The sequence below is a fragment of the Caryophanon latum genome (assembly GCF_001700325.1).
GTDB lineage: Bacteria > Bacillota > Bacilli > Bacillales_A > Planococcaceae > Caryophanon > Caryophanon latum.
Genome location: NZ_MATO01000006.1, coordinates 51,219 through 65,765, shown reverse-complemented (window position 1 = coordinate 65,765; position 14,547 = coordinate 51,219). Strand labels below are relative to the sequence as shown.

12 protein-coding genes and 1 other annotated feature are annotated in these 14,547 nt (G+C 43.6%); of the genes, 4 read left to right on the top strand and 8 right to left on the bottom strand.

Translation table 11 applies throughout. From position 1 onward, the window contains the following. Positions 1-254: 254 nt before the first annotated feature. The gene (gene spxA / locus A6K76_RS01775) at positions 255-650 is read right to left on the bottom strand and encodes a transcriptional regulator SpxA (protein WP_211271724.1); all 396 of its coding nucleotides are present in this window, start codon (positions 648-650) and stop codon (positions 255-257) included. A gap of 554 nt (positions 651-1,204) precedes the next feature. Further along, positions 1,205-1,419: a binding site (T-box leader), on the top strand. A 237-nt stretch (positions 1,420-1,656) separates the two neighbouring features. Between spxA and trpS the strand changes: the two genes are divergently transcribed. After that, entirely contained in the window at positions 1,657-2,646 is a 990-nt protein-coding gene (gene trpS / locus A6K76_RS01770; RefSeq protein ID WP_066461492.1) for a tryptophan--tRNA ligase, read from the top strand. Between the two features lie 242 nt (positions 2,647-2,888). Here trpS and fabF read toward each other — a convergent pair whose 3' ends face one another. Continuing rightward, positions 2,889-4,121, bottom strand: coding sequence for a beta-ketoacyl-ACP synthase II (gene fabF, locus A6K76_RS01765; protein ID WP_425393857.1), 1,233 nt, complete (start codon positions 4,119-4,121; stop codon positions 2,889-2,891). 18 nt (positions 4,122-4,139) lie between these two features. Continuing rightward, a complete protein-coding gene (locus A6K76_RS01760) occupies positions 4,140-5,084 on the bottom strand; it encodes a beta-ketoacyl-ACP synthase III (RefSeq protein ID WP_066461487.1) in 945 nt (314 codons plus the stop codon). A gap of 279 nt (positions 5,085-5,363) precedes the next feature. Here A6K76_RS01760 and A6K76_RS01755 point away from each other — a divergent pair, with 279 nt between their 5' ends. Beyond that, positions 5,364-5,549 carry a YjzD family protein gene (locus A6K76_RS01755; protein WP_066461483.1) on the top strand — a complete coding sequence of 62 codons (186 nt, stop codon included), beginning with the start codon at positions 5,364-5,366 and terminating at the stop codon, positions 5,547-5,549. 359 nt (positions 5,550-5,908) lie between these two features. Here the strand turns inward: A6K76_RS01755 and A6K76_RS01750 are convergent, their stop codons facing one another. Both A6K76_RS01750 and A6K76_RS01745 read right to left on the bottom strand, forming a co-directional pair. After that, positions 5,909-8,035, bottom strand: coding sequence for an ATP-dependent Clp protease ATP-binding subunit (locus A6K76_RS01750; protein WP_066461481.1), 2,127 nt, complete (start codon positions 8,033-8,035; stop codon positions 5,909-5,911). Positions 8,036-8,173: 138 nt separating this feature from the next. Next, on the bottom strand, positions 8,174-8,485 hold the full coding sequence (locus tag A6K76_RS01745) for a metal-sulfur cluster assembly factor (protein WP_425393856.1): 312 nt from the start codon (positions 8,483-8,485) through the stop codon (positions 8,174-8,176). A gap of 202 nt (positions 8,486-8,687) precedes the next feature. On the opposite strand from A6K76_RS01745, the gene A6K76_RS01740 reads away from it, so the two are divergent. Together A6K76_RS01740 and A6K76_RS01735 are read left to right on the top strand one after the other, a co-directional pair. Further along, the gene (locus tag A6K76_RS01740) at positions 8,688-9,494 is read left to right on the top strand and encodes a Cof-type HAD-IIB family hydrolase (protein WP_066461478.1); all 807 of its coding nucleotides are present in this window, start codon (positions 8,688-8,690) and stop codon (positions 9,492-9,494) included. Positions 9,495-9,655: 161 nt separating this feature from the next. Continuing rightward, positions 9,656-10,531: a DegV family protein gene (locus A6K76_RS01735; RefSeq protein ID WP_066461476.1), complete on the top strand. Its 876-nt coding sequence runs from the start codon at positions 9,656-9,658 to the stop codon at positions 10,529-10,531. A gap of 60 nt (positions 10,532-10,591) precedes the next feature. Here A6K76_RS01735 and A6K76_RS01730 read toward each other — a convergent pair whose 3' ends face one another. The 3 genes from A6K76_RS01730 to opp4B all read right to left on the bottom strand — a co-directional run bounded on the left by A6K76_RS01730 (position 10,592) and on the right by opp4B (position 14,547). After that, on the bottom strand, positions 10,592-12,409 hold the full coding sequence (locus A6K76_RS01730) for an oligopeptide ABC transporter substrate-binding protein (protein WP_066461619.1): 1,818 nt from the start codon (positions 12,407-12,409) through the stop codon (positions 10,592-10,594). Between the two features lie 243 nt (positions 12,410-12,652). Continuing rightward, a complete protein-coding gene (locus A6K76_RS01725; protein ID WP_066461617.1) occupies positions 12,653-13,498 on the bottom strand; it encodes an ABC transporter permease in 846 nt (281 codons plus the stop codon). Between the two features lie 86 nt (positions 13,499-13,584). Further along, entirely contained in the window at positions 13,585-14,547 is a 963-nt protein-coding gene (opp4B, locus tag A6K76_RS01720; protein ID WP_066461472.1) for an oligopeptide ABC transporter permease, read from the bottom strand.

Here is a 14,547-nt window from a genome sequence, read left to right as displayed (position 1 = left end):
AAAAAAATATATGCTCGTTCGGTTACTCATTGCACATGAACTTCTTTAGCTGTGCAGCGAACATGACATTCGTTACGAAAGTGATTGTTGTGTAGTGACGCTCATTTCCTTCTTCAAGCCGTCTCGCTACTTAATACGACAATAAGCATTGATTTACATTTTGCTCGATAAAAGTCGTGCATCAACATACATATCGTTTTAACGCACAAAAAAAGAACGATCCACAGCTTAGGAGCGCTCTTTACAATCATCGATTAATTGACCATACGCTGTGCTTCTTGTAATTGGTATGCGCGTACTTTGCGCGGTAAGAAGCGACGAATTTCATCTTCGTTATAGCCTACTTGCAGACGTTTTTCATCTAAAATAATCGGGCGGCGTAATAATCCTGGATATTCTTGGATTAATTCATATAAACGCTGTAACGATAAGCTCTCTACGTCGATGTTTAGCTTTTGGAAAACTTTTGAGCGCGTTGAAATAATTTCATCCGTGCCATCTTCTGTCATACGTAAAATTTCTTTAATTTCACTTAACGTTAATGACTCTGAAAAAATATTGCGCTCTGTATATGGAATGTCATGCTCTTCTAACCATGCTTTCGCTTTTCGACATGATGTGCAGCTAGGTGATGTAAATAAAGTAACGATCATGTAAAACACTTCCTTTCAAATATAATACAACAAGCGTGTTGATTTGCCATTCAACTGGCATTTCGCGTATTGCGGATCCATGCCACTCAAATGCAGCTTTCATCTAAGTTTCGCTACTGAAAACAAGCAATTCAGCTGTATAAAAATGGCGAATCAACAGACGTGATAATACAATTTATTTCGACCTACATTATAATTAATCTAAAATAATTATATTTCTATTATACAACATCATCGTTATTTTTAATAGACTATTTTACGAAATTATGATTCAATATTCAACTCATTTTAATCGTTTTTTAGCTCGTATAAACATTTTTCCGCTAATGATAAATGAACACTTAAAGTTGATCGATTTCAAGATGTATACGCCGCCGTAAGCTACTTTATAACTTCCCATTTATAGCACAATGTAAACATGTCGACATTATTATTTTTTCTCACTTAAAATATGCTAATTGAGAATTAACAATTACTATACGCCTATGTACTAGGTCATTTCGCAGTTGCAACGACGCGTTTTTTTTTATATAATTTTTGGCAAATACATTTTAGCAACGGTGAAGAAGAATAGTACATAAAGAGACGCGGATTAGAGAGTTTATGGGTGGTGTAAATAAACAACGCGCTTTATCGAATGGGCTTCGGAGTTCGTGCGGTGAAATTAACAGTAGCTGCATGCGTACATCTCACGTTACGAGACAAAGTGGTTAGGAAACTAACAAGCTGGGTGGTACCGCGGATTTAAACATCATTCGTCCCTTTTTCGAATAGGGAGCGTGATGTTTTTTTATTTGTTCAATTTTAAGTTGCTCTCGCTTACGAGGCAGGCTTTCCGCGGGCGTGGCTTGAGCCTCCTCGCTGCATACGCAACTGCGGGGTCTCAAGTCTCACGCTATTCCCGCTGGAGTCCGCCTCGTGCTCCGAGCAACTACTACGTCGCTACATATTCCAAAATGTAGGCGGCGAAATAAAGAACTTTATTTGAAGGAGGACATTTCACATGACAACAATCTTTTCAGGCGTACAGCCAACAGGAACAATTACGCTCGGCAACTACATCGGTGCGATTAAACAATTCCCTGCACTACAAGACGAGGGCGAGGCAATTTACTGCATCGTTGACCAACACGCCATTACAGTGCCACAAGACCGCTTAGAGCTACGTAAAAACATTCGCAGCTTAGCAGCAATGTACATCGCAGTCGGCATCGATCCACAAAAATCGACGCTGTTCATTCAATCAGAGGTGCCAGCACACGCACAAGCAGGTTGGATTTTACAGTGCGTTGCGTCAATCGGTGAGCTAGAGCGCATGACGCAGTTTAAAGACAAATCAAACGGCAAAGAATCGGTTTCAGCGGCACTATTAACGTACCCACCATTAATGGCCGCGGACATTCTTTTATACAACACAAACATCGTTCCAGTCGGCGATGACCAAAAGCAGCACATCGAATTAACGCGCGACTTAGCGGAACGTTTTAACAAGCGCTACAACGATGTTTTAACGATTCCAGACATTCAGCTACCAAAAGAAGGTGCACGCATTAAGTCATTGCAGGAGCCGACGAAAAAAATGTCTAAATCAGACCCGAACACGAAGGCGACAATTCGTCTGCTCGATACACCGAAAGAAATCGAGAAAAAAATTAAGTCTGCGGTGACGGATTCTGAAGGCATCGTGAAATACGACACTGAAAACAAGCCAGGCGTATCAAACTTATTAACGATCGAGTCAGCGTTAACAGGTGCGACAATTGCCGAGCTTGAGGCGAAATACGACGGCAAAGGATACGGTGACTTTAAAGCAGGTGTTGCACAGGCGGTTATCGAGCATTTAGCACCAATTCAAGAGCGCTACTATGCGTTAATCGATTCACCAGAGCTTGATGACATTTTAGACGCAGGCGCAGCGAAAGCAAATGCGATTGCGAACAAAACGCTAAAGAAAATGGAAAACGCGATGGGCTTAGGGCGTAAACGTAAGTAACAACGATCAATAACGAGCGGCTTGTGAAAGGAATAATGCGCGAGTTGATCGACGTAGGGCGCGACTTCTGCGGGAACAGCGCGAGCGGAATATCCATTTTTTCGCGCAGCGGAAAAATTAGATGGAGCCGCGCCCGCGAAAAGCGTCGCCCGATACGGAGTCAACTCGCGTATACATATACAGAAAACAAAGCATCGGCGAATGGTTCATTCACTGATGCTTTGTTTCATTTATCATATATTTTACACGCGCTTAAATAATAATGACGCGTTATGTCCACCGAAGCCGAGCGAATTGCTCATCGCATAGTCTACTTGCTGCTGTCGCATCGCATTTGGCACGTAGTCTAAATCACACGCTGGGTCTGGCTCTTGTAAATTCATCGTCGGTGGTAGCTTCCCTTCTTTTAACGCAAGTACGGTGAAGATCGCTTCAATCCCGCCTGCTGCACCGAGTAAGTGACCTGTCATCGATTTCGTTGAGCTTACTGCTAAATTGTACGCATGCTCACTGAATACAGATTTTATTGCTTGTGTTTCGTATAAATCGTTGTACGGTGTGCTCGTACCATGTGCGTTAATGTAGCCTACTTGCTCTGGTGCTACGCCGCCGTCTGCAAGCGCCTGCGCCATCGCACGTGCTGCCCCTTCGCCTTCTGGTGCTGGTGCTGTAATGTGATATGCGTCACCTGTTGCACCGTAGCCGAGCACTTCCGCATAAATCGTTGCACCGCGCGCAATCGCATGCTCGTATTCTTCTAAAATGACGATGCCCGCTCCTTCGCCGATTACGAAACCGTCGCGATTTTTGTCGAATGGACGTGATGCTGTTGCGATGTCTGTGTTAAATGATAACGCCGTACTCGCACAGAAGCCTGCAACTGCCATCGTCGTAATTGGCGCCTCTGCACCACCTGTAATCATGACGTCCGCATCGCCGCGCTCAATCACTTTAAACGCATCACCAATTGAGTTCGTCCCTGATGCACACGCCGTTACGCTACATGAGTTAATCCCTTTTGCGCCGAAGTGAATCGATACTTGACCTGATGCCATATCAGGAATCATCATCGGTACGAAAAACGGGCTAACGCGTCGCACACCGCGATCTAAAAACGTGCGGAATTGCTGCTCAAACGTTTCCATGCCGCCGATACCTGAGCCGATCCATACGCCGACACGGGCTGCATTGTGTTCGTTAATGTCTAGCTTTGCATCTGCTACTGCTTCGATCGCTGCGCCAAGTGCGAACTGCGTGAAGCGGTCCATTTTGCGCGCTTCTTTTTTGTCGATCCAATTTTCAATTGAAAAGTCTTTTACTTCTGCTGCTACTTTTGCAGGAAATTGCTCTGCATCTAAACGCGTTAACGGACCGACACCGCTTTTGCCTGCTAACACCGCTGACCATGTTTCCTTCGCTGTATTTCCTACTGGCGTCACTGCGCCTACCCCTGTTACTACTACACGTCGTTTCATTTCCATTGTCCCCCTATTTTATAATCCCCAGCGCATTGCGATTGCGCCCCAAGTTAAACCGCCACCAAAACCGACCATCACAAGCACATCATCGTCTTGAATCGTGCCTTTTTGTAGCTCCTCATACAGCGCTGTGCCGATTGATGCGGCTGATGTGTTGCCGTACTTTTGAATCGTCGTCGCCATTTTCTCAGCAGGTAGCTGCAAGCGTTCTCTAGCCGATTCCATAATGCGAATGTTCGCCTGATGCGGAATTAAAAACTGCACATCTTCTTTCGTTAAACCTGCTTTATGTAACACGTTTAACGATGATTCACCCATTTGACGAACGGCGAACTTGAATACTTCGCGTCCGTTCATCGCAATGTGCTGTGCATCGTCTAAATATAAATGTTTGCCACCGCTACCGTCTGACCCAAGCTCAAACGATAAAATGCCGCGCCCTTCACTTACTTTACCGATCACGACTGCACTTGCACCGTCGCCGAACAGAACGGCTGTGTTGCGCTCCTCCCAGTCAATAAACTTCGATAGTTTTTCAACACCTACTACTAATATATAGTCATACGTATTTGTTTCGATAAATTGCTTCGCTGTAATGATGCCGTACATGAAACCTGCACATGCAGCCGATACGTCCATCGCTGCTGCCCCTGTTGCACCGATTGCTTCTTGTACTTGGCATGCGACGCTCGGAAATGCACGGTCTGGTGAAACAGTCGCCACTAAAATTAAACCGATTTGATGCGCTTCAATATTCGACTTTCCAATCGCTTCCTTTGCCGCAGCGATCGCCATATGTGACGTATCTTCCCCTTCTGCTGCGAAGTGACGTGCTTCGATCCCTGTGCGCGAACGAATCCATTCATCCGATGTATCAAGCATTTGCTCTAAATCAGCATTCGTTACACGCTTTTGCGGCACGTAGCTTCCTACACCGATAATGCCTGCTAATTGCGTCATATATGTTAACCCCTTTGTAAGTAAATATTAGTACTTGGTCTTAATTATAACGAATCGTTTTCAAAATTCAATAAAAACTTTATAGCCGATCGCTCGACAACGGTCATTCCTCAACTTATACTAACTGTAAATATGTACGTCGTGTGGCATTTTCCACGTGAAAATTATGCATATTCGTGCAATACAAAAAAGTTGTTTTTCTTTCCTTATTTCCTATGGTATTATAGGAGAGGTGTAATATTATTACGGTACTAATCAATACTAACAGAGGTGAAATTGATGCAATATATCATGACATTTGTCTGGTCATTCATCCTAGTGACGATGTTAAACTATGTAGTTTCAGCAGTATTAAGCGTAGATTTTAACTTCCAAGCTGGCGCAATCGTTTCAGTTGTATTCTCGATTTTAATTTTCGCAATTGCAGCTGTTATTCCAAACGAGCCAACACCAGACCATCATTAATAAAAAAAGCGATGCAGATTAATCTGCATCGCTTTTTTTATATGCTGGAGTTATTGTCTATTGCACTTCGCTTTCTTCATTCATCTATACATGGAGATGGCTTCGCGCTTGCTTGCGGACGCTTTTCTGGGGGCATGGCTTGAGCCTGTAGTCTCAAGCTCATGCGTCTGCGATTACTCGACGCAAAAAAACATTTGCTATTCCCCTAGAAGTCGCCGCTTCACGCGCTACGCCATTTAAGTATGAAAACTCATTTGTGCGACATAGTTCAACTGCCGCTTCGAACAATGAGTAACCGCGAGCCGTATCGCCTTACACTAAAAAAACGCGCTCACCCGAAGATGAACGCGCTGTAAAACTTATTTCGTTGCGATAATTTGTCCGTCTCGTAAAGCTACCGTTAACGTCTCGCCTGGCACGACGTCTCCTTTTAATAGCTCGCGTGCGACAGCTGTTTCGATATAGCGTTGTACGAAGCGGCGCAGTGGTCGTGCACCAAATTGTGGGTCCATGCCTTCTTGTACGACGAAATCGAGTACTGCCGGCTCAATTTCAACCGTAATTTCTTGCTCTGCGACACGGTCCACAAGCTGCTGCACATATTTTGCTGCAATGGCGTGGAAGTGCGTTTGATCTAATGCGTGGAACAGCACGATGTCGTCCATGCGGTTGAGCAGCTCTGGCTTAAAGTGTAAACGCAGCGCCTGCATCACTTGCGCTTCTACTGCCGGGTCGTTAATGTCGCCGTCCATTAAAAATTGTGAGCCGATATTTGACGTTAAAATAACGACCGTGTTGCTGAAGTTCACTAAGCGACCTTGGCTATCGGTAATGCGTCCGTCATCTAAAATTTGCAGTAAAATGTTCGCTACGTCTGGGTGCGCTTTTTCAATTTCATCAAGCAGCACAACTGAATACGGGTTGCGACGTACTGCTTCCGTTAGCTGACCGCCTTCTTCGTAACCTACGTAGCCTGGAGGTGCTCCGACTAAGCGTGACACACTATGCTTTTCCATATACTCAGACATGTCGATGCGAATGAAATGTTCCTCTGAATCAAATAACTGTGCAGCGAGTGCTTTTGCGAGCTCCGTTTTACCAACACCTGTTGGACCGAGGAATAGGAACGAGCCAATCGGTTTTGTCGGGTCTTTAATGCCTGCTCGCGCTCGCCATACCGCCTCTGTTACGAGCTGCACCGCATTGTCTTGCCCTACGACGCGCTCTTGTAGCGTTTCTTTTAAGCGAAGCAGCTTCTCACGCTCTCCTTCGACAAGCTTCGTTACTGGAATGCCTGTCCAGCGAGAGACGATGTTTGCCACTTCCTCCGCCGTTACTTCCTCACGTAAAATGCGGTTGTCGCTCGTTTCCGCAATTTGCTTTTCAAGCTCCGCGATATCGGCTTCAAGCTTCGGAATTTTACTATATTGTAGCTCGGCTGCTTTATTGTAATCGCCGCGCATTTGAGCGTCGTCTGAGTCGCGGCGTAGTTTATCAAGCTGCTCGCGCTTTTTTTGTAACGTTTGAATGCCGTCTTTTTCAAGCTTCCATTGATTGCGCATGCCTTCAGATGATTCTTTTAGTTTCGCTAGCTCATCGCGTAGCTTCTCAAGACGTTTTTTCGACGCGTCGTCTTTTTCTTTCTTTAACGCTTGCTCCTCGATCTCAAGCTGCATGATGCGTCGTGTTACCGCATCGAGCTCCTGTGGCATCGAGTCAATTTCGGTACGAATCATCGCGCACGCCTCGTCGATTAAATCGATCGCTTTGTCTGGTAAAAAGCGCTCGGTAATGTAGCGGTCTGAAAGCTGTGCTGCTGCTACGATGGCACGGTCATGAATGCGCACACCGTGATGAAGCTCGAAACGTTCCTTTAAGCCACGTAAAATCGAAATTGCATCTTCTACAGACGGTTCGCGCACGAGCACTTGTTGGAAGCGTCGTTCAAGCGCTGGGTCCTTTTCGATATACATGCGATACTCATCAAGCGTCGTCGCACCGATACATTTTAGCTCGCCGCGTGCAAGCATCGGCTTTAACATGTTGCCCGCATCCATCGCGCCGTCTGTTTTCCCTGCTCCGACAATTGTATGAATTTCATCGATAAATAAAATGATGCGTCCGTCTGCATCCTTTACTTCCTTTAAAACGCCCTTTAAACGCTCCTCGAACTGCCCACGATAGCTCGCACCAGCAATGAGCGCTGACATATCAAGCTCGTACAATACGCAGTCCTTTAAGCCTTCTGGAACGTCACCTTTAACGATGCGCTGTGCTAACCCTTCAACGATTGCCGTTTTACCGACACCTGGCTCACCGATTAATACCGGATTGTTTTTCGTTTTGCGCGATAAAATGCGAATGACGTTGCGAATTTCCTCGTCGCGTCCGATGACTGGGTCCATCTTGCCGTTTTTTACTTCTTCTATTAAGTTGCGTGCAAATTGCTCTAAAGGTTTGCCGTTATCTGTTTGTGTGAATTGCATAATAAAGTCCTCCTCTAAAAAGTTTGACCATCTTTGACTAATTTGATTATATGACGATGCTTTTGTTTTTGCAAAGAATTGCACACATTTTTTGCACAAAAAAATGAGCCCATTTATTGGACTCATCTCGTATAGTAATTAACGTACACCTAATGCCATTTTCGCATAGCGGCTCATCATATCTTTTGACCAGCCTGGCTGCCAAACGATGTTCACTTCTGTATCTTTTACTTCTGGTAATTCAGAAAGCGCTGTTTTTACTTGATCTACAATTACTGGTCCAAGTGGGCAGCCCATTGACGTTAATGTCATCGTGACAGTAGCTAAACCTGCATCGTCTAAATCTACATCATATACTAAACCTAAGTTTACGATGTCAATGCCTAACTCAGGGTCAATTACGTTTTCTAAAGCACTCATCATGCTGTCTTTCATATCTTGATCAATCATGTGAAAAGCTCCCTTCTCTCTATCCATTTAGGCTGTTTCAAACCTGTTCGTGTGTAGCTCTATCATATCAAATGTACGCGGTGCTTGCCACTTAGCTGTTTGAAAATGCTGTATTTTTGCCAAAACGTACAGCACATGCATCGTTTTTTTGACGAAATGTACGAACAGCCGTAAACTAAAAAGATATGGAAGGGAGATTTGTATGCAAAAGCACTTAGTCGTACTTGATTTAGACGGTACGTTATTAACAAACGATAAAACAATTGCGCATCAAACGAAACAAACACTATTACAAGCAAAGGATGAAGGTCACCACGTTATGATTGCGACCGGACGACCGTACCGCGCGAGTGCACCATTTTATGAGGAGCTCGGTCTCGTTACACCGATCGTCAACTTTAACGGTGCATTTGTGCATCATCCATTTAATACAAACTGGCAAACGTTCCACCAGCCGATCGATTTATCGGTCGTGCACGATGTCGTGTCGTCCATTCATGCGTATGAATACGAAAATTTACTCGCTGAAATTAAGGATGATGTGTACATTCACCGAGAAGATGACTGGATGTCGCCATTATACGCTATGGGCAACCCGCTCGTTCGCATTGGCGATTTACGCGACACATTGCCTGCCGATCCAACATCGCTACTCATTTCAGCTAATGAAATAAATGTGCCGATCATTCGCAACCATTTACAAGCAGTCCATGCAGAGGTCATTGAGCATCGTCGCTGGGGCGCACCTTTTCCGCTCATCGAAATCGTTAAAAAAGGTTTAAACAAAGCGGTTGGCATCGACTTAGTCGCCAAGGAGCTCGGCATTCCGCGCGAGCGTATTATCGCATTTGGAGATGAAGATAATGACCTTGAAATGCTCGAGTATGCAGGCGTCGGTGTGGCAATGGGGAACGCGATCGATTGTGTTAAAAATATCGCAAATGAAATTACATTATCGAACGAAGAAAATGGAATCGCCGTCATATTGCAGGAGCGCTTAAAACTTTAACTAACGAAATGCGTTAATTAGCCCATTCATATTGAATCGATATAGCTCGATGAAAACGTTTTAGTGATGAAGCACGAGCTTGAACTGAGCTTTCGATGCGAACATGATTGCTAATTAACATATGTAATGAGTGACCCACGTCTTGAAGGGAGAAAAACTGTATGAGGCTATTTGCAGATAGTGGCTGTGATTTACCACTCGCATTTTTACAAGATTATAACGTCACATTGTTCCCGCTCGTCGTCGAATTAAACGGCAAAACGTATCGTGACATGCTCGACATTCGCGCTGAAGAAGTGTACGATGCCATTCGTGAAGGCGCAACACCGCGCACGCATCAAACACCGTCAAACATTTTATATGAAGCGTTCCACAAGCTAGCGATGAGCGAAGAGGACGGTGTATACATTACATTTTCGAGCAATTTATCTCGTATGTATGAGGAAGCTGTCAACATTAAACAGCAGCTCATTCAACAATATCCAAACTTTCAGCTAGAAATTATCGATTCACAATGCGCATCGCTCGGCTACGGCTTGCTCGTCGATAAAGCAGCACGCATGAATGAGGAAGGCTATTCGACGTGCGAAATTGTGAAGGAAGTCAAGCGCCGTATGGAAAGCATGGTGCAGCTGCTCGTTGTCGATGATTTGCGCTACTTAGCAAAAGGCGGTCGCCTATCAAAAGCAGGTGCATTCGTCGGCGAGTTGCTGTCGATCAATCCGATTTTTGAAATGAAAAACGGGAAATTGATTGAAATTGAACGTGTACGCGGTCGCCAAAAAGGGATGCAGCGTATGCTCGATTTACTCGAAGTGCGATGCACGAATTTGAGCAATCAAGTTATTTGCATTAGCCATGCTGATGACGTAACATTCGCTGCCGAGCTGAAAAAAGTCGTGGAGACGCGCTTTCGTCCACGCAAAGTTGGCATCGCAATGATCGGTTCTTCAATTGGCTGTCATACAGGACCTGACGCGATCGCTTTATTTGCGCTCGACGAATCATACTATACGCATATTGAACATCATTTATAATACAAAAAGGGGAGCACGACCGTCACTTGGACGATCGCACTCCCCTTTCATATGCCGTTATTATTTAATTGGCTCTTCTGCTGTTAACTGTACATCTTCTAAACCTAAATCAGTTGTGTAGTCGATTGAGAAGTTTTTCACACGTTTGTTTACTGGTGTAATTTCTAAACGGTTGTTCATTGGGATTACTGGCGCTTCTTCAGCCATTAATTCTTCCCAAGCAAGTAATTTCTCTTTACGGAAGTCCGCATCGAATGCTTCTGGAGAATCGATTGCTACAAGTAGCTCTTGAGATTCTTCTGTTGCAAAGCGAGAGAAGTTAAACGCTGCATCGTTAGAGTATAACCCCATTGGAGATGGGTTCGTACCTGTACCCCATGCACCCATGAAAATGTCGATTTCTGGGTCATCTGCTTGTACTTTATCGTAGAACGCATTGAACTCGATTGAGCGACCTGTCGTTAACGTTACGTTTAAGCCTACATCAGCCCAGTTTTGTAACCAGTATTGTGTAATTTGCTCAGCGATATCGTCACCTGACATCGTCGCTAAACGAATTTCTAATGGATTGCCTTCTTTATCTTCACGGATACCGTCACCGTCTTTATCAACGTAACCAGCTTCATCTAATAATTCCATCGCTTTTTCTGGGTCATATGTGTAACCAGGTAAGTCTGCGTTATGGAATGATGCGAATACTGGTGGAATGAATGAGTTTGCACGAGAGCGTAAGCCGTAGTAATAAACATCTGATACTTCTTCAATGTTTAATGCGTAGCCCATTGCTTTACGTAAGTTTTTGTCAGCCATTTTCGCATTTGGATCCATTACTACTTGACCAGCTTCTGTATCCATTTTACCTAGCTTGAAGCCTAAGTAAGTGTATGCAAGCTCTTCACGTGCTAAAATTTCGATGTTTTCTAAGCTTTCGATTTGGTCATATTGTGTTGCGCCGAAGCCAACTGCCATATCATACTCACCGTTTTGTAACGCTACTGCTGCTGAAGATGATGGTACAACTTTTACAACAACGCCATCAAGTTTTGGCTCGCCTTTCCAGTAGTGTTCGTTTTTCACGTACTCTACAGACTCACCAGGAACGATTTTGTTAATTTTGAATGGACCTAATGTTACAGGGTTTAAACGCACTGCATCATGTTCTACTAACTCTGCAACTGGAATGTCCTTAATGATATGTGATGGCTCAGCGTAACCCCAAATACCAGCACCGATTGATGCGATCGCTGGAGAAACTTCTTTTAACGCAATTGTCATCGTTGTTTCGTCAACTTTTGTAATACCTGAAATTGTATCAGCAGTACCTGCATTATACTCTTCAGCACCTACGATATTTTTGAAATCTGCATCGTAACGTACACCTGTGTAATCAGGGTGACCGATAATTTCATACGGTAACATTAAGTCTTCAATTTTAAGCGGCTCGCCGTCAGACCATTTTACGCCTTCGCGAATTTTAATTGTTACAACTTTCGCTTCTTCATCTACTGACATTGACGCAATGCCTTCGTCTGTTGCTAAAAAGTCGCCATCTGTTTCAAAAATTGCATTCGTTGTGTATTCCATTAAGTCTGCATCATAGCCATCTTCATATAATGTCCATGAGAAGATCCCTTGGAACGGAGATTGTGCTACTAATGCAACTTTTAACGTACCGCCTTCGATTGCTTCGTCAGCGTTCGTCGTATCTGTACCTAAAGTAGAACCGATATCTGTGCTGCCTTCATCTGTTTCTTCGTTTGTATTTTCCTCTGTGTCTGTACCTTCGTTTGTTGTTTCCTCTTCATCACCGCAAGCTGCTAATACTAGCATTGAAGATAATGCAAGTGAAGATGCTACTGCCCATTTCTTTTTCGTCATCATATTTGTTTCCTCCCTTTTTATAATTGCCTATATCGTTGGACGCTTAATTTGTCCACTCATGCTATATACTGAACATAATTCACAAAGCATTTCGTGACACTAAGTAATTATGATAGTACCAAAGAAATTGTCATATCGCTACATTTTTTTACAAATAGCAATATATGAAATGTTCTGTACTTTTAGAATAAATGTCTTATACGAGCATATTCAAAACTCGTATAAGAACATTGTAGCATATTATCCTAGACGTTGTTTAGCATCAGCCGAACGACGTAACGCTTGACCAATATAGTTGATGCTTAACATTAATAATAAAATTAAGATTGAAGCAGGTAACCATACCCACCATTTACTCGATAAAACAAGCGGATTATTCGCATAACTTACAAGCGTTCCGAGCGATGGTGTTGATGGTGGTAAACCGAAGCCTAAATATGAAAGCCCCGTCTCTATCCCTACATTACCCGCAAAGTTTAATGTTAACTCCACAATAATGATCGAACTTAAATTTGGCATAATTTTACCAAAAATAATTTTAAAATCGCTCGTACCTAACGTTTTTGAGGCGTTTACGTAGTCGCGCTTACTTTCAGATAACGCTTTTGAACGAACGAGACGCGCTGTTCCCGTCCATAAAAATAAACTCATAATTAACACGAACGTCAACACCGTATATTTCGGAATGATTGTTACGAATACGATGATGATCATTAATTGTGGAATTGTGATGAAGAAATCGATAATACGCATGAACATGTTATCGATAAAGCCACCGTAGTAACCACATAATAAACCGATCACAACGCCTGTTACACCTGTAATGAACGTAATGGCAATCGCGATCGCAATCGAGTTACGAGCCCCGATAATTAACTGACCTAAAATGTCTCGTCCACCTTGGTCAGCCCCTAACCAAAATTTTTCTCCTGGCTCTGCAAACTTTTCGCGCAAGCTTACGCGCATCAGCTCCTGCTGGTCAATCATTGCCGCCCAAATGAAAATTGTCACAATCGCTACAACGAGCGCGATTAATGAAAAGAGCGCAATTTTATCTTTTTTAAACTCTCGAATAATAACCTGCATTCCTGTAGGCGGAGAGCTTACTACTTCTTCTTTCTTATCTAATTGAACCACTGTTTTCACCTCTCCTTAACTTTTTTTAGTACGGCCTATTCAATCCTAATACGTGGGTCAACGATACTCATAATAATATCGGATAATAGACTACCTAATAATGTTAAGAAGCCAAATAGCATTACTAACGCTGTGATAACTGAATAGTCACGTGAACCAATTGACGAAATGAATAGCTGCCCCATACCTGGGAAGCTGAAAATTGTTTCAATGAAAATCGAGCCGCCTAATAAGCCAGTAATCGTAAAGCCTAAAAACGCAGCGATCGGCAATAATGAGTTGCGGAAAATGTGACGCGTGTACACTTTGCGCATCGGAATTCCTTTACTGCGCGCTGTACGTACATAATCTTGTGCTTTCGCATCGATAATTTCCGAACGTAAAAACTGAATGATCGACGTCGTACCTAAAATTGCATACGTAATCGCCGGCAGTAACATGTGATACATTTTACTCCATGCATAGCCGAACGTTCCTGGATCATACTGCACGTCTACTGAGCCACCAGTTGGGAACCAGTTGAGCTTGTAGCCGAAGAAGTATAAAAAGATTAATGCGAGTACGAATGTCGGAATCGCATATGTTACGAAACTATAAAGAATAATTGATTTATCTAACGCTGAGTTGCTATAGCGCCCTGCTAATACGCCGAGCGGAATTGCAATAATGTACAGTAAAATAACCGAAATGAATGATAACCAGAACGTGTTTAATGCACGCTCACCGATTAGCTTCGATACTTCCATTTTGTACGTATAAGACTTACCAAAATCCCCTTGCAGCGCATTGCCAATCCATCGTCCGTACTGCTCATACCACGGATCGTTTAGCCCTGCTTTTTCACGCAATTCTTCAATACGTGCTGGGTCTGTGTCTGGCGTGATCGAACCAGTGAACGGGTCACCTGGCATGAACTGCGCCATGACGAAAATTAATAAGCTTAGCACGAAAAGCTGCGGAATCATGACTAAAAATCGACGTAATATCGTTTTCCACAT

What these genes read in the sequence shown, in the direction of transcription:
- trpS (WP_066461492.1), top strand. Translation starts at nt 1,657, where the DNA reads ATGACAACAATCTTTTCAGGCGTACAGCCAACAGGAACAATTACGCTC.
- fabF (WP_425393857.1), bottom strand. Translation starts at nt 4,121, where the DNA reads ATGAAACGACGTGTAGTAGTAACAGGGGTAGGCGCAGTGACGCCAGTA.
- A6K76_RS01760 (WP_066461487.1), bottom strand. Translation starts at nt 5,084, where the DNA reads ATGACGCAATTAGCAGGCATTATCGGTGTAGGAAGCTACGTGCCGCAA.
- A6K76_RS01755 (WP_066461483.1), top strand. Translation starts at nt 5,364, where the DNA reads ATGCAATATATCATGACATTTGTCTGGTCATTCATCCTAGTGACGATG.
- A6K76_RS01750 (WP_066461481.1), bottom strand. Translation starts at nt 8,035, where the DNA reads ATGCAATTCACACAAACAGATAACGGCAAACCTTTAGAGCAATTTGCA.
- A6K76_RS01745 (WP_425393856.1), bottom strand. Translation starts at nt 8,485, where the DNA reads ATGATTGATCAAGATATGAAAGACAGCATGATGAGTGCTTTAGAAAAC.
- A6K76_RS01740 (WP_066461478.1), top strand. Translation starts at nt 8,688, where the DNA reads ATGCAAAAGCACTTAGTCGTACTTGATTTAGACGGTACGTTATTAACA.
- A6K76_RS01735 (WP_066461476.1), top strand. Translation starts at nt 9,656, where the DNA reads ATGAGGCTATTTGCAGATAGTGGCTGTGATTTACCACTCGCATTTTTA.
- A6K76_RS01730 (WP_066461619.1), bottom strand. Translation starts at nt 12,409, where the DNA reads ATGACGAAAAAGAAATGGGCAGTAGCATCTTCACTTGCATTATCTTCA.
- A6K76_RS01725 (WP_066461617.1), bottom strand. Translation starts at nt 13,498, where the DNA reads ATGCAGGTTATTATTCGAGAGTTTAAAAAAGATAAAATTGCGCTCTTT.
- opp4B (WP_066461472.1), bottom strand. Translation starts at nt 14,547, where the DNA reads ATGTGGAAAACGATATTACGTCGATTTTTAGTCATGATTCCGCAGCTT.